The organism is Paenibacillus taichungensis, assembly GCF_013359905.1.
GTDB classification, from domain to species: Bacteria; Bacillota; Bacilli; order Paenibacillales; family Paenibacillaceae; genus Paenibacillus; species Paenibacillus taichungensis.
This window is the reverse complement of record NZ_JABMCC010000115.1, coordinates 490,491-508,914: the sequence shown is the minus strand read 5'-3', so window position 1 is coordinate 508,914 and position 18,424 is coordinate 490,491. Positions and strand designations below refer to the sequence as shown.

At 43.9% G+C, this 18,424-nt stretch carries 17 protein-coding genes; 1 reads left to right on the top strand and 16 read right to left on the bottom strand.

What is annotated here, in order from left to right:
- Positions 1-190 precede the first annotated feature (190 nt).
- From HP548_RS21510 to HP548_RS21490, 5 genes are all read right to left on the bottom strand, one after another.
- A complete protein-coding gene (locus HP548_RS21510; RefSeq protein WP_175382784.1) occupies positions 191-1,072 on the bottom strand; it encodes a carbohydrate ABC transporter permease in 882 nt (293 codons plus the stop codon).
- Between the two features lie 15 nt (positions 1,073-1,087).
- Entirely contained in the window at positions 1,088-1,978 is an 891-nt protein-coding gene (locus HP548_RS21505) for a carbohydrate ABC transporter permease (protein WP_175382783.1), read from the bottom strand.
- Positions 1,979-2,030: 52 nt separating this feature from the next.
- Positions 2,031-3,305 carry an ABC transporter substrate-binding protein gene (locus HP548_RS21500; protein WP_246318149.1) on the bottom strand — a complete coding sequence of 425 codons (1,275 nt, stop codon included), beginning with the start codon at positions 3,303-3,305 and terminating at the stop codon, positions 2,031-2,033.
- A gap of 85 nt (positions 3,306-3,390) precedes the next feature.
- Positions 3,391-4,269, bottom strand: a complete 879-nt coding sequence (locus HP548_RS21495; protein ID WP_175382782.1) for an AraC family transcriptional regulator — start codon at positions 4,267-4,269, stop codon at positions 3,391-3,393.
- A gap of 207 nt (positions 4,270-4,476) precedes the next feature.
- On the bottom strand, positions 4,477-5,472 hold the full coding sequence (locus HP548_RS21490) for an MBL fold metallo-hydrolase (protein WP_175382781.1): 996 nt from the start codon (positions 5,470-5,472) through the stop codon (positions 4,477-4,479).
- Positions 5,473-5,669: 197 nt separating this feature from the next.
- On the opposite strand from HP548_RS21490, the gene metE reads away from it, so the two are divergent.
- A complete protein-coding gene (gene metE, locus HP548_RS21485; protein ID WP_175382780.1) occupies positions 5,670-7,961 on the top strand; it encodes a 5-methyltetrahydropteroyltriglutamate--homocysteine S-methyltransferase in 2,292 nt (763 codons plus the stop codon).
- A gap of 137 nt (positions 7,962-8,098) precedes the next feature.
- Here metE and HP548_RS21480 read toward each other — a convergent pair whose 3' ends face one another.
- From HP548_RS21480 to HP548_RS21430, 11 genes are all read right to left on the bottom strand, one after another.
- Positions 8,099-8,254, bottom strand: coding sequence for an alpha/beta hydrolase (locus HP548_RS21480; RefSeq protein WP_099854216.1), 156 nt, complete (start codon positions 8,252-8,254; stop codon positions 8,099-8,101).
- Positions 8,255-8,373: 119 nt separating this feature from the next.
- Entirely contained in the window at positions 8,374-9,426 is a 1,053-nt protein-coding gene (gene vanG, locus HP548_RS21475) for a D-alanine--D-serine ligase VanG (RefSeq protein ID WP_099854217.1), read from the bottom strand.
- A gap of 52 nt (positions 9,427-9,478) precedes the next feature.
- Entirely contained in the window at positions 9,479-10,285 is an 807-nt protein-coding gene (locus tag HP548_RS21470) for a D-alanyl-D-alanine carboxypeptidase family protein (RefSeq protein WP_175382779.1), read from the bottom strand.
- Positions 10,251-11,405 (bottom strand): alanine racemase, encoded by a 1,155-nt coding sequence (gene alr, locus HP548_RS21465; RefSeq protein ID WP_175382778.1) that lies wholly within the window; start codon positions 11,403-11,405, stop codon positions 10,251-10,253. The genes HP548_RS21470 and alr overlap by 35 nt, the downstream gene beginning before the upstream one ends.
- 319 nt (positions 11,406-11,724) lie before the next feature.
- Positions 11,725-12,576, bottom strand: coding sequence for a hypothetical protein (locus HP548_RS21460; RefSeq protein ID WP_175382777.1), 852 nt, complete (start codon positions 12,574-12,576; stop codon positions 11,725-11,727).
- Complete coding sequence (locus tag HP548_RS21455; protein WP_175382776.1) at positions 12,573-13,103, bottom strand: sigma-70 family RNA polymerase sigma factor; 531 nt, start codon at positions 13,101-13,103, stop codon at positions 12,573-12,575. The genes HP548_RS21460 and HP548_RS21455 overlap by 4 nt, the downstream gene beginning before the upstream one ends.
- A gap of 239 nt (positions 13,104-13,342) precedes the next feature.
- A complete protein-coding gene (locus HP548_RS21450) occupies positions 13,343-14,704 on the bottom strand; it encodes an LLM class flavin-dependent oxidoreductase (RefSeq protein WP_175382775.1) in 1,362 nt (453 codons plus the stop codon).
- A 32-nt stretch (positions 14,705-14,736) separates the two neighbouring features.
- Complete coding sequence (locus HP548_RS21445) at positions 14,737-15,549, bottom strand: ABC transporter permease (protein WP_175382774.1); 813 nt, start codon at positions 15,547-15,549, stop codon at positions 14,737-14,739.
- A complete protein-coding gene (locus tag HP548_RS21440; protein ID WP_175382973.1) occupies positions 15,546-16,391 on the bottom strand; it encodes an ABC transporter permease in 846 nt (281 codons plus the stop codon). The genes HP548_RS21445 and HP548_RS21440 overlap by 4 nt, the downstream gene beginning before the upstream one ends.
- A gap of 42 nt (positions 16,392-16,433) precedes the next feature.
- Positions 16,434-17,444, bottom strand: a complete 1,011-nt coding sequence (locus HP548_RS21435; RefSeq protein ID WP_175382773.1) for an aliphatic sulfonate ABC transporter substrate-binding protein — start codon at positions 17,442-17,444, stop codon at positions 16,434-16,436.
- A gap of 54 nt (positions 17,445-17,498) precedes the next feature.
- A complete protein-coding gene (locus HP548_RS21430; RefSeq protein WP_175382772.1) occupies positions 17,499-18,275 on the bottom strand; it encodes an ABC transporter ATP-binding protein in 777 nt (258 codons plus the stop codon).
- Positions 18,276-18,424 lie beyond the last annotated feature (149 nt).

Genomic DNA, 18,424 nt, shown 5'->3' with positions numbered 1-18,424 from the left:
ATCTCCTTTGCAAGTGAAAGTGAAGAAAACGATAAGTTGGAATATCTTTTTTCCATGGTATGCCAGTCATATCGTAGTATATCATAGATTTTTGGAAAGGCTTTCAAAATGGTATTCCGCCACTTTTGCATAGGCATAACTTGTAAACAACAAAAAAGCCGCCAAGAAGGCGACTATTTCCGTACACATGTTATCCTTTAACCGCACCCAAGGCAACACTGCCTATAATTTGTCTGGAGAATATCGCAAAAACAATGATAATAGGCAAGATCGAGATCGCAACACCCAAATATAACAGTCCGTAATCCATTCCATAATATCCTTGTACCAGTGCAACGAGTACCGGAAGCGGATATTTATCCAGCGAGAAAAACAGGACCAGCGGCGTGAGAAAATTATTCCACGAACCGATAAAGGTGAATATGCCAAGCGCCGATATGGCTGGGCCCAGAATGGGCAAGACAATCTGATTGAACGTGCGGAACTCCCCTGCACCATCTACACGTGCAGATTCAATAATCTCGTCTGGAATGCTGCTCTCCATAAATTGTTTGATAAAAAATACATTAAATGCATTCGCCGCTGCCGGCAAAATGATCGCTGCATAGCTGTCCAGCAAACCTAACGTACTGAACAGACGATACATCCCGATCAGTGCAAGCTGCCCAGGCACCATCATGGTTGCAAGCAAGAATAAGAATAGCCAGTTACGTCCTTTGAATTTGAACTTGGCGAAGCCATATGCCGTTAGGGAACCAATATACAAGGATAACACCGTAGACGTTCCGGCAATGAAAAAGCTGTTGGCAAACCCGCGCCAGATATTGATTTTGGAAGCCATGTTCGTATAATTATCCAGCAAGAAGGGGCCGGGCAGAAACGTAAATGTCGATGCAATCGTTGCATTGTTATGTGTGGAATAGATGAGCATGAGATAAAATGGAATGATACAGAGCACGGCTAGGCTAATCAAACACAGATAAATAATGACTTTGCCCAGTGTCAGACGCCTCACAGTATCGTATTGCTGTAGAGTAACTTTTTGTTGTTCGACTCGTTTGACGGTTGGCATTTCATTTACCCCTCCCTATGCACGGCTCTTGCGCTTCGTCATCATGAAGGATACGACCGATAGCAGGATAATAATGATGAACAGACAGAATGCAATGGCCGCCCCATAACCAAAACGTGTACTTTGAAATGCCACATTATATAGATACATAATACTCGTCATGGCGGCACGATCCGGACCACCCGATCCATTCGTCAGTGTAAACGGCTGATCGAAAATCTGAATACCCCCAATAATGGACGTAATCATCTGAAACAGAATGATTGGGCGCAGCATTGGAACGATGATATGAATGAAAATATGTTTCTTTTTCGCCCCATCCATTTGAGCGGCTTCCTGCAGTGACGGATCAATACCCTGAAGCCCTGCCAGATAGATGACCATGGAGTAACCAAAGTATTGAAAGAACAGAATGGATGAAACAATCAGTCGCATAAACCAAGGATCATTTTTCCAGTTAATCGGATCATCGATGAGTCCAACTTGAACCAGAAAATGATTCAAACCGCCGGATTGCCAATCAAAGATCAGACTCACAAGTAGACCCAATGATGCTGCCGTAACGATATTGGGAAAGAAATAGACCGCTCTGAAAATATCTCTTCCCTTAAGTAACTTGTCGTTGAGAATAAAGGCGAGTACCAGCGAAACGGTTAGTTGTGGGACTACAGAGACACCCCAGATAAAAAGGGTATTAAATAACGTCTTGTAGAACAAAGGATCTTGCAGAACCGCAATATAGTTACCCATTCCGACGAAGTCCGGCGTGGTAATCCCATCAAAGTTGGTGAAGCTGATATAGAGAGAATACAGAATAGGGTATAGCCCAAAAATGGCGAAAAGAATGAAAAACGGAGCAATGAAATAGTATCCGTAATGGTCTTTGCGGATTGACTTGGCAAACATGTTTTGTACCCCCAGTCATCGGATGATTAAAAGGCATTTGCTTACTTCTAAGCTAATCCACTTCCAGCTCCGGAAATCTCAATTTGACATCACGATTGATTCGTTTTACGGCTTCTTCTTTGGTCTGAATGTCGTTATTGAGATACAACTGGAGTACATTTTTGAAGATATCATTGTTAATGATTGAGTCATATTTGGTTCGCTCATATACAGGAACCTGCTTCGCTGCTTCTGAGAAAAACTCAAAATGCTTCTGTCCGCCCAAATACGCTGAAGATACGGAGCCTGCAAGTTGATCATTCACGACCATATTGCTTGTAAAATAGTCCTGTTCCTTCGCAAGCCCAGACAGAAAATCATGATCAAAGTTGTAAAACTCAATAAACTTCCAGGCTAGATCCTTTTTTTCACTTTTGCTATACATCGCAATATAAGTTCCTCCGGCACTAAAAGCGGATGGCCCCGGCGCGAGACCCCACAATCCTTCGGTATCCGGAGCGTTCGCCTTAAAGGTGTATTGCAAGGCCCAGGTTGCTCCTGGATAGAACATCACCTGACCTTTTTGCATTGAAGCCGCATATCCGGCACTACCATCATCCAACTCTGCAAGCACATGCCGCTGACGTGCTTCACGAACAAGGTCAAGCACCTTCATATAGGTGGGATCGATGACTAACTTCCCATCCTTAACCCATGGGATACCATCATATGAATTAGATATTGCATTCCAGTTGGCAAGGGCATGAACTTTATTTCCACTTTTCTGCTCTACCCTCTCTCCAATCTCGAATATCTTCTCCCATGTATCAATTTGCGGCGCTACCTTCTCCGGATCGTCCGTTCCTAGATATTCTTTGGCCAGATCTCTCCGATAATAAATGCCTCCAGGCGTTCCCTGATAACCGATCGCTCTAACATTTCCTTCGCTATCCTTCTCATTAGCTTGCACAAAAGCATATTGCTCTGTAATTAGTTCATTGGCGTTATACGGTGCCTCCGATAAATTCTCCAGGTACGGCACATCAATCAGCTCTCTTATATTTGCATTCTCGATCATAAACACATCTGGAGCCTTGGACGTTGTCTGTAGTGCAGACTTAAGCTTGGTGATGTAGAAATTGCCCGGAATATTGACAAAGTTCACCTTAATGTCCGGATATTTCTCCTCGAATTTCTCAATCGCATAACCTGCTTCATCCGTAAAACTCCAGACGGTGATCTCCTCCTGCTTGGACTGGTTGGCTCCACTTGGTTGGCAGCCAGACACCATTATCACTGCGCTTACGAGTGCAATCATGGAGATATATTTAAGCTTAAACTTCTTCATGGGCCCCCTCCTTCAAAAAGGAAACGCTTACAATTTATTAGAGTATATGGATTTTGGAGAAGGCTTTCTCTTCAAATATTGTGAATTATCCTTCATATGTTGTGATATTTGTACGGTGCTTCTTACGAAATTCAGAAGGAGTGCAGTCATTATATTTTTTAAAAAGACGGTTATATGAGTTCACATTGTTGAACCCATGACCAATGGCAATATCCAGAATGGATTCTTCACGAAACAATAATGCCCATTCCGATTTGATGATTCGAAAATGATTCAGGTATTCCATCAATGTGATTCCTTTGATCTCTTTAAACAGTTTACATACGTGAAACTTGCTGAATTTAATGTGCTCCGCGACCTGATCGAGTTTAATGGGTTCTGCATAGTGCTCTTCCAGGTATTCACAGACCGATTCAAGAAATTCAAATTTTTTGGAAGAGGAACATGGCCATCCTGAAGTCAATTTATCTGTAATCGGTGCATTTGTGCGCAGCATATGAACAATAAGGTCATATAATCTGGCAACCATTAACCAGCGATACCCTGCCTGTTGATCTTTCTCTTCATTCGCTAAAGCATCTATATACTTCCCCAGATTTTTTTCGTTACTGATGTTTGACGGGATGACCACCGTTTTATTGAAAAGCTCTCGTAGATTCTGTGCTTCGTTATCCGTTATGAAACTTCCCGTCAGCAACTCCAATCGAAACTGGATAATGGTTAGATTATTGGTTCCCGGCAAAAAACAGTGAACATCTCCAGGTTTGATAAGCAACACATCTCCTTGTTTCAGCTCATACACATGGTTGTTCACGCCTATTCTTCCGTTCATTCCATCCACCACTACCATTTCCACCTCTTCATGCCAGTGGGCGGCAAAATTAAACTGATTCTCGGTATGAATCACCCGGATTGGAAGACCCTCTGTCATATGACCTGTTTCAAGAAAAGTAGGTACACCCATTGAATCACCCTTTCCACATTTTCCAGTTCAATCATGATCTAGTTATCATTATTATGCATCAAGTATAGCTGTCCCTTCTAATCGAGCTTAAAAAAACGGTCGGACAAACAAAAAAGCTTCTCAACATTTGTTAAGAAGCCCCTATTATGAGTCTATCAACTTTACGAATTCTCCGAGATAAATAGAAATGTTGAACGAGCATGACATTCAATCGTTTGGCTGCCTTTGATCGGTTCTACTTTTACCACTTTTCTCGATCCATTCATAGATGCTTTGCACATTGGACTTGAAATACGTAGTAAAGAACCAGTCCTGATAGGCTGATGGTACAGTGATTTCGTCCAAGTTTTCGTTTCTTTGAGCAGCGTCGGTCACGATTTCCAATAGATCCGTTATGTAGGCTTTGACTTCATGCAATGCATTTAATGAGCACACTTCTCCATGTCCCGGTACGATGATTTCTATATCCAGCTGTTCGACTTTGTTCAAAATATCCAGCCATTGCTGAGGATTGGCATACATGAGAACCGGATGATGTTTAGATAACACCAGATCCCCCATTATGGCAATTCTGTCTTTCGGAATAAAGACCAGGGCATCGCTCTGGGTATGACCTCCGCCAAAAGTAATAAGTTCAACACTGCGCTTACTGCCGTGAATAGTCATGTGCTGATCAAACGTTAAGTTTGGTAATGAATATACTAGATCGGGGAGCATCTTCATATATTCACGATCACTGGCATTATCCCATTGCATTTCCTGCCTTAACTTTTCGTTTGTCTCTCGTTGTATTTTTTCATCAAGTTCGTCTATAGCATCATATATCGCTTCTGGTTTTGCCAACTGCTGCGTTATTCTGTTCCTAACAAAAGTATCCATAATTTCGCGAGTAATCGATGTGGAAATAATCTGAGCTGCAGGGACAAATACTTGATTGCCACATGTGTGGTCACTATGCCAATGTGTGTTAATTACATAAGAAGCCTTTCTTCCCGTGAGGTACTCAGCCGCTGTCTGCAAATCCTCTGCTGCCTGCACCGTCGTGAATGTGTCCACAACTAGCGTTGCATCGCCTAAATCAACGATTGTGGCATTGCCCAATGAACCTGTACCGGGAACTGCAATCGCAGCAAATACACCCTCAGCAACCTCATTCAATCGGAAATGCCTTGAACCTGTGAATGCCTCTATTCCACGTATCATCGAATACCTCTCCCTTCCTGAATCAAACGTCATTATATACTAAAACGATCGATTAACCCAGTTTGAATCCAACAGCGGTGTTCTCGACCCTGCGGGTATAGCCATAGGCTATAGCTAGATATAACTTAATGGAATTACATTATAACTCCGGATATGTGATAACTTTTTGGTAACATATTGTAGAGGAGTTTTACGTCATGGCAAAAAGCAGTGTATTGGGATATCCACGAATTGGTGCGGATCGGGAATGGAAGAAAGCCTTGGAGGCATTCTGGTCAGGTAAGCTCGAAGAAACAGATTTTCAAGCAAAATTGCAGGAGATTCGGTTAGATCACCTGCGCAAGCAGCAAGAAAAAGGTATCGATTTTATTCCTGTTAATGACTTCAGTTACTATGATCACATTCTGGATACTGCCGTTATGTTCGGCATTGTTCCAAAACGGTTTGCATATGACGGTGGCACTGTACCTTTGTCCGTCTATTACGGAATTGCTCGGGGAACAAAAGATGCAGCAGCAAGTGAAATGACAAAATGGTTTAACACGAACTATCACTATATCGTACCTGAACTGGACGGTGCTTCCCCTGCCCTTACGGAAAATAAACCACTTATTGCTTATCGCGAAGCTAAAGAGAAGCTCGGTATTGAAGGTAAACCGGTTCTTGTTGGACCGTTAACCTTCCTGAAACTATCCAAAGGATACGATAAGTCCGAAACAAACGCTTGGCTGGACCGCTTGCTTCCGCTCTATGTACAAGTGCTTCAAGAGCTTGCAAATGAAGGAGTTCAGTGGGTACAGATTGACGAGCCAATCCTCGTTACCAAAACAAGTGACGCTGACCTAGAGCTGCTGAACAAAATTTATGAGACATTTGCAGCTGCTGTACCAGGTCTGAACATTATGCTGCAAACCTACTTTGAATCCGTAGAGAACTATAGCAACATTGTTGCCCTACCGGTTCAAGGTATCGGACTTGATTTTGTTCACGGCGCTACCGGTAACATTCAATCCATTAAAGCATCAGGTTTCCCAGCGGATAAAGTTTTGGGTGCTGGGGTTATTGACGGCCGCGGGATCTGGAAAGCCTCTTTGCCAGGAAAACTGAAGCTGTTGGATGAACTGGCTGAACTCGTAACACCTGAACGTTTAATCGTGCAATCCTCATGCAGCTTGCTTCATGTTCCGGTAACGACAGAGCGTGAAACTAAACTCACATCCGAACTGAAAAATGCTCTGGCATTTGCAGATGAAAAGTTGGACGAGATCGTTCTGTTGACGAAAGCATTGTCTTCAAGAAACGCTGAAATCATCGCTGAAATTGAAAATTCCGATCGAACGATCCAGGCTCTCCAGCAATCCGAAGAGCGCAATCGTGTTGCTGTTCAAGAAGCCGTGGCAACACTCAGCGTTCAACAGCCGGAACGTTCCCGACCGTTTGCCGAGCGTCATATCGCGCAGCAAGACAAATGGAAATTGCCACTTTTCCCGACAACGACTATCGGCAGCTTCCCACAATCCGCAGAAGTGCGTAAAGCACGTCAATTGTGGCGTAAGGGTGAGTTGAACAATGAGCAGTATGCTGCGTTCATCCGGGATCAGATTGATATCTGGATCAAAATTCAGGAAGAGATCGAGATCGATGTTCTCGTACATGGTGAGTTTGAGCGTACCGACATGGTAGAGTTCTTTGGCGAAAAACTTGCTGGGTTTGCCTTCACACAATTTGGCTGGGTACAATCATACGGTTCCCGTTGCGTCAAACCACCAATTATTTTCGGAGACGTTGCATTTACTGGAGAAATGACCGTTGAAGAAACCAAATATGCACAGTCCCAGACACAACGTCCTGTAAAAGGTATGCTTACTGGACCGATCACTATCATGAACTGGTCATTTGTGCGTGAAGACATCCCGCGCGAGCATATCGCATATCAATTGGCGTATGCACTGAGACAAGAAGTCGAAGCGTTGGAGCAAGCAGGTATTGGCATGATCCAGGTCGACGAGCCTGCGGTTCGCGAAGGACTGCCGTTGAAGGAAAACGAGCAAGCCGATTATCTGGCTTGGGCTGTCAAAGCTTTCCGTATTTCCACTTGCACGGTTCAAGACACGACTCAAATTCACACACATATGTGCTATTGCGAATTCCATGACATGATCGATTCCATCGAAGCGATGGATGCCGATGTTATTTCGATCGAGACATCCCGCAGTCACGGTGAACTGATTCACAGCTTTGAGTTGAACACTTATAAACTGGGCATTGGACTTGGCGTATACGATATCCATAGCCCACGTGTTCCAAGTGTGGATGAAATGACGAGCATGATTGAACGCGCCTTGCGTGTATTGGACCCTAAATTGTTCTGGATTAATCCGGATTGCGGTCTCAAAACTCGTGGACTCGAAGAAACCGTTGCTTCCTTGCGCAACATGGTTGATGCAACCAAGATTGCTCGTGAAAAGCACGTTGCAACAACGGTTTAAGTTGAATAGATAAATAATTCAAAAATTCTTTTATAAAAGGCGGACATTCCTATGTTATGGAATGTCCGCCTTTTAATATCATTATAAGCAGAGTTCCAAATGGGGGCATTATTGACCTTAGCGGATTCTGTCATCGATCATAGGATGCTGGCGGCATTTGAAAATGCAATGTTCACTTTTCCTTTATCCCTGGCGTAAAGAGTAAGTGTGGCGGTAAGTCCTCCTCCAGCGCTTTCTCCGCCTACCATGAGCTGATCTTCTCTAATCCCAAGTTCTTTCACATGGCTTTTCATCCATAAAAGGGATCATAACAATCATTCTACTCTTCACTACACTGTAAACCGTCGATGTCTTTCCCCCGCTGTTGAATCCGATCTTTTTTTGATTTTCCTCATCGAGTTAAGCCACGCTCTCAGTTCTCATCAATGGCGAGCTCGATGAGCTGGTTAAGAATATTTGCATAAGTCATGCCACTAGCTTGGAGCATGTTGGGATAGCGGGAATTCGATGTGAAACCAGGTATCGTGTTGACTTCATTGAACACAATTCTTCCATCAGCGGTCAGGAACATATCTACTCGGGCAAAACCTCTGCATCCAAGCGTTTTATAAATAGTCAGAGCGCTCTCCTTAACCTTCGTTGCAGTGTCTTCATCAATGCGGGCTGGCAAGTGAATCTTCGAACTGATCAAGGAGTACTTTTCCGAGAAGTCAAAAAAGTGCCCCTGTAGTTCAATCTCATCAATCATACCGATGATGGGATCAGAATTGCCCAATACAGCACAACCCACTTCAAAACCGTTAATATTTTGCTCAATGACTACTTTGCTGTCGTGTATGAAGGCGTGTTCAATTCCGGTAATCAACTCTTGCCTATTGTTCACCTTCGATATGCCTAATGACGATCCTGATCTAGCCGGCTTAACAAAGAGTGGGAAGCCCAGTGCTTCTGCTTCTGATAACACTTCTTCCATCCGTTCACTCCTATGTATTGTAAGGGAACACGGCGTATCTATGCCTGCTGCCTGCACCAGTTTATGAGCCAGTTCCTTGTCCATACATAACGCAGAGGATAACATGCCACATCCAACAAACGGTATACCCGACAGTTCCAATAATCCTTGTAGAGTTCCATCCTCACCGTATTTGCCGTGAAGTACTGGAAACACAACATCAATCGGTGTTACATGATATTCCGTATGCACAAGCTCAATGAGTCCTCTGACTTCTCTACTCGGCGAGAAAAAGGATGGGATACAACTCGGATGCAAATGCCACCGATCATTGCGAATATCCTCAACCGTTCCACTATATCGGAGCCAAGAGCCTTGCTGTGTAATTCCAATTAATACAAGATTATATTTTTCGGTATCCAAATTTTCAATCACTGAAGCGGCTGAGCTCAAAGATACGTTATACTCACCTGAACATCCGCCAAACAATACCGCAATCGACTTCTTCTGCATCGTAAAATCCTCCTAAAATGTGATATGTCTAAATCATCCTTATTGCTATAACTTAATTTTTAGAGAATGTCGTAACAATGAATCCTTCACGATTCGTTCCTGATATCCGATAAGAATCACAACTCAAGATCGGGATATGGCTAGATGTCCCTTTATCCGCGGGAACGTAATATATCTGGATTGTCATGTCCTTTTCTTTAATCGTAAGCTGCTTTCCAGGGTACCGATACTGCTGTACAAAATCGATATACTCCTCTAAACATAGATTGTTCTCTTCCATGATTTTGGAATGGGGATATCCTACATATCTAAAATGCCATGGCTCATAAGCAATACGCGTGATTGATTCTTTTTCTTGTTTATATCGAAGGATAAAACCGAATTGTATGGCATGTTGTCTGAAGGACTTGTAAATGCCCGTATCCGGAAAGGAAGGAGCAATAAAATCGATATTCGATTTCAATTTACCCACATCGATAGCCAACCCCGTTTGGTGTTCACTATGGTCAGGCAAGGCTACGTATTTGGAAGTATATTCCGAACCCTGTTCAATCAAACAATCTTGATAGATCTGGACTTGATCTTCTTTTGTTCGATATGCGCTGACAGCGACAATATCATCCGTCCCCCCACAAGCTTTAAGCAGAGCATGAAATTGATTGAAACACTGCATCTCCAGAAGCATCTCCTTATTTAACTTCTTTATTGAAGGCAATGAATCCAATGACTCTAGTTGGTGGACTTGTACTTGCCTTCTGATTGGGTTTTGATCATTGATTAACACTAAGTGTCCTTGAAACCGTTCTTCGTTACTTACGCTGATTTCAATAAGTTTTTGTACGACTTCCCGTGATTTCATGATGAACTCCCCCACCTTCTTTATAAATTCGTAACACTCTGTCCGTGATGGAACTCGTTATTTCTTGAGAGACACCACCGATATGATTGGCCAGTTCCTGAATCTGAATTTCTTGGTCGCCTGAATAGCCAACGAAGGTCACCTTTGATCCTTCCGGAAAATACATCGGAAGCTTGACCATCAATTGATCCATGGAGATTTTCCCTATAATTTTTGCGCGAACCCCTTCCACCAAAACCTCCGAATTTTGCATTCTCTGCGACCATCCATCGGCATAGCCGATAGGTACTGTTCCGATCCATTGATCTGAGTCTGTTTGATAAGCATTGTTGTACCCCACATATTCGCCTTCTTTTAATTTTTTCATTTGCAATAATCTACTGTGCATACTGAATGCCGGCTTTAGTTGGATGTTAGGTACTAGTTTTTCAGGATAAAAGCCATAGATTGCAGCTCCTATTCGAGCCATATCCATGCACAATTCCGGGAATCGAAGTGCTGCTACACTTCCCGCACAGTGATAATGATTGATCGGAATCCGTGATATACTGCTCCATTCTTTCATTTCCAGAAAGCGTTGAATCTGAAGCTGTAGATAACGGTTGTCTGCCTCACCTGCAGTCGCGAAGTGGGTATAGAACCCGTCGACTACTACATCTGGTGCTCTGAGCCAAGGAACCATTTCAAGCCACTCTTCTTGCGTGCGTATACCTATCCGCCCAAGTCCAGTATCCATTTTCACATGCACAGATAACTTATGTGGGGTATGGATAGGCTTGTATTTTCTCATCTCATGAAACCATGACGCCTGTGTAACGGTAAGCATCAAATCATGTTCAAGAGCCAGAGGTACAAGTTCGGGACGAATCGGAGTCAAAATAAGAATCGGTTGTTGTAAGCCGGCATTTCTAATGCGGATGGCTTCTTCAATGAAGGCACACGCTAAATAATCCGCGCCTGCCTCTACTGCTTCTTTGGCTGTCTCGATATCTCCATGCCCGTATGCATTTGCTTTAACAACGGCCATTAATTTGGTCGAACGGGGTAGAAATTTGCGGATCTCTATGATATTCTCGCGAATTTGCGTTAAATCTATTTCAGCCCAAGTATCTCGGTACATCCGAGGGATCTCCTCAACTGAATAGATGACTTGTTTTTACTTCCTATTTTCAGTAGATCCGCATATACACTTTTCATTGTTTGGCCTCCTAAAGGTGTGAATGTCGTGCGTTGAATTGATTTAAGTGTATATTAAGGCCACTTCAGCTCCTATCGATCAAACTTACACAAAACTGACAACGATGTAAGATTACAGATTTACACTTCTCATAGTTACAACAAAAAAAGTCGCCAAAAGGGCGACTCGTAAAAGATAACGGAAATGAACTTCAATAATAAAGTCTACAAGAAGAAGCCTGCGTTAAGGCAGGCCACTTTCATTATTGCGGATTTTCATTACTCATCCAACTGTCGACATGCAGTGGTTCACTGTAGTCCTCCCGGTCAGTAAATTCTTTCAGGTGTTTCTCTGCATCTGCACGGTTATCGAAGGCACCCATAACGACGGTGAATTTTCCATTTTTGGTCTGCACAACGCTGCTGCCATCGGCTGAATATTGTTCAGCCAACATGGCCAGTGATTCACCCTGCTCCATGTCTTCGCTACGGACAAAGAAAAGCTCATGCGATTGCGTTGTCTTCCCGTCGGAAAAAAGCTTCAACTGAATATAGCCAGGCTGCTGATACTCTGACACGGAATAATCCACATCATCCTTCAGTTCAACCACAAAGCCAATCGCAGAATCATCCAAAATGATATTTTGATAGACATCTTTTACATTCTTAAGTGCTTTAATATCCTTCTCCAACTTGTCATAATCCAGATGACGTACCCCATTGAAGGTGAAGATCAGACGATTCGGCCCTTCTTTGTGATCCACAGTATACGATGGAGCAGAGGTGATCTGTTCACCATCGATCTGAAAATGAATGTTTAGTGTATCCGATTCTTTGGTCGTTGTAACCGAAACCCCATCTGTGCGCTCCCCGCCACCACCAACTTGCAAAATTTTGACGACAGAACCTATAACAGGTACATCGGATAATGCCTTGGCTACACCTGGAACGTTAGCTGTTATCATCACCGCAGCACAGGCAGCAACCAGGGAGGAGCTACGCCAGATCATCATTTTTCTTCGCTTTTGGTTTCGTGCGCGCTGACGGGCTTGCTGAATAACTCCGGAAAGGCCGGATGGAATATTGATCTGTTCATATCGTTCTTTTCCTGTCATGTAAAATCAACCTCTTCCTTGGTCAGATGTTTTTTGAGTTTGTTTAAGATCTTATAGAACCTGGTCTTCACCGTGCTTTCCGGCAGGGACAATACCTCCGCCATATCCTTGAATCGCTGATCCTGGAAAAATTTCAAAACGATGAATGCCCTATCTTCGGGATGCAGATGATCAAGTGCTTCGTATAAATCCCATTGTTCTTCAAGCCCCATGGAACTCTCTTCGGCTGCAAACGGTATTGTACTGTCTTCCATATACGTGTATTTCTTCTTTCGTCTGATGTGATCCAGAGAGCAGTTGATGACGATCCGGGTCATCCAGGTTTCAAAATAATCAGGACTTTTCACTTTTTCATAAGATAGAAAACCTTTATAAGAGGCTTCAGATATAATTTCCAATGCTTCCTGTTCATTTTTCACATAAGAGAACGCGAAGCGATAAAGCTTTTCTTTACATGCCTCCAGACGATCACTGAACTGCTGTTCAGTTAGCGCTGTACTTTCCTTGCTCAGTTTGTCCACCCCCATTGCGACTGTATATTTTGATTATTGCCGCATTTTTAATAAAGCTTACTTTGTATGTTGTTTCGCATGTTAGACAGCTGAGAGTCGAAAATAGTTTTAAAGAAGATGAATTTTTTGAATTTTTTTATCTGGGAACAAGAACTTATATCGTCCCAAACGAAAAAAGCCGCCAATAGGCGACTTCTTTTCCCTTTCTTCTTTAGGAAGACCAGTAATTGAAAATCAGACTAAAACGGGAATGCTCATATTGTTATGGAGGTCTTATCTAACGTCTTCTCTTTTTGAAAATGACTTATACCCGGGCGATCCAGCCCAAGATGATCACGAAGCGTGCTGCCCGTATAATCCATACGGAAGAGCCCCCGCGCTTGAAGAATCGGAACCACATAATCCACAAATTCATTCAAATCTCCCGGCAAAACGGGTGGCATGATGTTAAATCCGTCGCAACCATATTCTTCAAACCATTGTTGCATCAAATCAGCCAGTTGTTCATAGGTCCCAACAAACTGCATATGCCCTCTTGCCCCTATCAGCCTCCGACCCAGCTCAAGAATGGATAACTTATCTTTTCGAGCCATGTCCATAATCAGCTGTACCCGGCTTTTCATGCCATTGGAAGCTTCTACGGGATCTGGAATATCAGGCAACTGGCCTTCAACAGGATACTCCGAAAGGTCAAACTTAAGCATTCCGGATAACATACCAACTGCAGCCGCCGGAGGGATTAACTCCTGTAGTTCTTGATATTTCCGCTGAGCTTCCTGCTCCGTCTTACCCAAAATCGGTGATAAACCAGGCATTATTTTCATGCTGCCTTGTTCGCGTCCATATAGAGCGAGTTTGGATTTGACGTTATTATAGAACTCTTTCGCAGCATTCAGAGACTGTTGGGCCGTGAAAATCACTTCACCATAGTTGGCTGCAAAATCCTGTCCCGGTTCGGATGATCCGGCTTGGATGAGTACAGGATATCCTTGCGGGGAACGAGGAACATTGATTGTACCTTGGGTAGAGTACCACTGCCCTTTATATGAAACTTCCTTTAGTTTAGACGGGTCCGCAAATAGTCCAGCCTGCCGATCCACAATTAAGGATTGATCTTCCCAGCTATCCCAGAGCAGGGTGGCTACTTCGACAAATTCCCGGGCCATTTTATATCGAAGCCCATGCTCGGGATGTTCTGTTCTTCCATAGTTATTTGCTTCAACATCCAATTGGGATGTCACGATGTTCCATCCTGCGCGTCCTTCACTGATATGGTCCAATGTGGCAAATTTTCGAGCTACGTTATATGGCTCGTTATAGGTAGTCGACACGGTGGCGGTCAAACCCAGCTTTGCTGTATCCGTAGCCAAGGCCGACAGGAGCGTTAGCGGGTCCAGCATCCCTGCAGCCGATTGATCAGCGCCCATCACGTAGAGAAGATCAGCCAGAAACATCATATCAAACTTGCCTCGTTCAGCCGTCTGTGCGATGGACCTGTAAAACTTATAATCAAAAATCTGTTCAGCTCCTGAATCCGAGCGCCGCCAGCCATAGTGATGATGACCTGTATAATAAATGAATGCTCCTAGATGAAGTTGCTCTTGTCTCGTCCCCATATAAATCTCCCCTTCTTGTTTCAATTATCGGATTACCCCTTGAACGTATCTCGCCAGCGAAGCCATCTGTTTTCAAGGAGCCGGACAGTCGAATCCGAGAGCTTTCCTACAACCGCAAAGACTACAATACCAACAAATACAATATCCGTTTGCGAGTAAGCACGAGCATCCTGTATCATGTAGCCGACACCTGCGCTGGTTCCCATCATTTCAGCCACAACAAGGACTAGCCACGCCGCGCCCAGAGACAGTCTAACTCCAAGCAGAATATTGGGAAGTGCCGCAGGAATAATGAGTTTGCCGAGTAACTCCCATCTTGAATACTCGTAAATCCGGGAGACTTCAATCAGCTTCATATCAACGTTTCGTATACCGAGAAATGTATTCACATATACAGGAAAAAACGCACCTAGCGAGATCATTAGAATTTTTGAAAACTCTCCTACACCAAACCATAAAATAAATAATGGAATGAGGGAAAGAAGCGGGATCATCCGCAGCATCTGTAATGAAGGGTCAAGTGTGCGCTCCGCCAATTTCCCAAGCCCTGTGGATAGGCCGAGCATGAGCCCGGCAGCTGTTCCAAGCAGAAATCCCAGGCCCGCTCGATAGGAGCTGATCCCGAGATGTTCCAGCAACTCGCCGTTCAAGATTAGACGGATGAACTGCTCTGCAATCTTGGAAGGAGCGGGTAGCATGGTCGCTGAAACCAGCTGAAGGGCAGAGGCCAATTCCCAGATGAGGAGAATAGCCAACGGAATAATCCACCCGTGAAGACGACCCGGAATTTTGCTCAGCCAGTCTCCTGCTCGTTCGGTTTGTTTACCAATCTCCAGCTTGCTCATTTTGCTTCTTCTCCTTTAAAACCGTCTTGCCACCGTAGTGCTCTCGCTTCCAGAAGTTTAATGATGGAATCTGACAGTTTGCCCACGAAAGCAAAAACAATGATTCCCACAAACACTACGGTGGTGAGTGAGAACGATCTAGCATCATTGATCAGGTATCCCAAGCCTGCACTGGAACCCATCAATTCGGCAACGACCAGACCCAACCAGGCGACACTGACGGATAATCGGATACCCAGAAAGATATTCGGCAGAGATGCTGGAAGAATTAACTTCGTGATCATCTGCCATTTGCTGAATTGCAGCACCTGTCCTACATCAAAAAGCTTACTGTCAACGGATCGGATACCCAGAAAAGTATTAACATACAGCGGAAAGAAAGCACCTTTAGCGATCAGCAGCAATTTTGAAGTTTCACCGAAACCGAACCACAAAATAAACAAGGGAGCAATGGCCAAGTGAGGCAGCGTCCGCAGCATTTGAAAGGAAGGGTCCAGCAGTCGCTCTGTCTTGTAAGAAAACCCGACCCACAAGCCCATTGTTAGACCAAGACCGCCTCCGATCAGAAAACCAAGCAGAGCTCTCCACGTCGATATGCCCGAATGCCTTACAAGTTCACCTGTCTCCGTCATGCTGACGAGCTCTTTCCATATACTGCTTGGCGTTGGAAGCAGAACGGGGTTCAAATATCCCATAGTCCCGGCTACCTCCCACGCGATTAACAGACACACCGGAAAGATAAGCCCTAGTACTATATTGCTAGCTCTTAAGTAAAGTTTTCGCCGCTTAACCGAGTTTTTCTTTTGAATTAAAGGCGGGATAACCGCCTTTTCCGCACGCATTTGCATGTAGTGAACGCCTCTCTTCTATAGGGGTCATTATGTTTATTTCAGTGGATCCTTGAGAGCTGCGTCGATATATTGATTGTCCGTTATTGCTTTAACAACAACCTGATTCCGAATGTTCTTCACTTTATATTGGAAATCCGCTGTTTGCTGCATTTCTTCTACAATATTTTCATTAACTGGTGTGTTAATCATGCGGGAACGTTCGAATGTCCCACTGATAACACTGGCAGGAACACTACGTTCAGCTGCATATCTGTCGATCGCTTCGGTTTCATGCTCGCTTTCCCACTTCAATGCTTTATTAACTACCTTCAAGTACAGAGTCACAAGCTCTGGATGCTCCTCTGCAAAACCAGTTCCCGCGATCGTAAACGAAGGGGACAATACGCCAAGCTGCTCTCCGTCGGATAGCACTTTTCCTTTTCCAGTTAAGGTATTGAGTGTAATGTAAGGGTCCCATGTCGCCCAGGCATCTACACTGCCGGTTTCAAACGCAGACTGTGTCTCATCAGGCTGTAACTGAATGATTTCAAAATCTTTATCCGTCAGACCGGACTTCTCCAAACCACGGTATAAAAAGTTATATGCATTGCTTCCTTTTGTCACGGCAATCTTCTTGCCTTTCAGGTCACTAAGTGACTGGGCGGTACTACCGGCAGGTACAATAATCGCAACGTTATTTTTTCCGTCCAGAACTTGCGATACGATTTTAAAAGGAATATTCGCAGCTTGTGCTGCGATAATAGGCATGTTCCCCAGGCTGGCGATATCCAGCTTATTGGAAGCAATCGCCTCTGTCATAGGCGGCCCACTCTGAAACTCAATCCATTCCACTTTGGCACCTGTTTTTTCAAATTCTTGTTCAAACCATTTTTCTTCGCGTGCTTTACCGAATAAGCCACCGCTTCCCTGAATCCCAATTTTGACAGTTACATTTTGGCTCGTACCTGAACCACTTGCATTTTCATTTGAACTCTTGGATGCACAAGCCATTGTCAATAAAGACAACGTGAGTACCATAACAAGAACCAGATATGATTTTTTCATATAATCCACTCTCCCTTTAATATGCTGTACTTCCTTCTTCGTCTATGGATAACGCTATATACCGCCGCCTACGTCATATAAAGGCTCATCCACTTTTTCGAACTCATTTAATACCAGTCTTCGCATCTCCTGAAATGCACTACCTGATCTTTTTCGGAGAAAAGGTAAATCAATCGAAAGAATACTCCGAATATGACCTGGATGCGGATTCATAATGACGACGCGTTCCCCTAGGAAGACGGCTTCATCGAGATCGTGGGTTACAAACAGCATTGTTGTTCCATTACGTTGCCAAATATCAAGCAGCACTTCCTGCAAATGAGACCGAGTAAAAGCGTCGAGCGCTCCGAACGGCTCATCCAGCAACAATACGTCCGGATTACGCAGCAAAGCTCTCGCAATGGCGACGCGCTGAGCCATACCACCTGATAATTCGCGAGGATATGATTTTTCAAATCCTTTTAAGCGGACCAGATCAATTAGTTCCTCTACCTTTCGGCGGACATTCACATCTCTAAGAGAGAGATTGGCTGCAATGTTTTTTTCCACCGTTAACCACGGGAATAGCCGGGGCTCCTGAAAAATGAATCCTTTCTCTATGCTGGGGCCGACAATTGGTTTACCGTTAAGCAAGACGGTCCCCGTATACTGCGTATCTAAGCCAGCCACAATTTTAAGCAACGTGCTTTTCCCGCATCCGCTTGGACCAATGATGGTTACTAATTCACCTTTTCGAACGTTGAGCTGAATGTTGTTTAACGCAATGATTTCGCCTACAGGGGCGACAAACGTTTTGTTCAGGTCACTGATCATAAGCATATCCCCAGACATTAAAGACACCCTTTCGCATTTAATAAATAATACTTACATGTTTACTTGGTTTTGAGGCCGAAAAAAGAGATTTACCCATTCCCACAGCATATAGAGCGGTGCAGTGTAAATCTCAGTGTTTGCAAATCAACAAAGTGAATTTCGGTTCG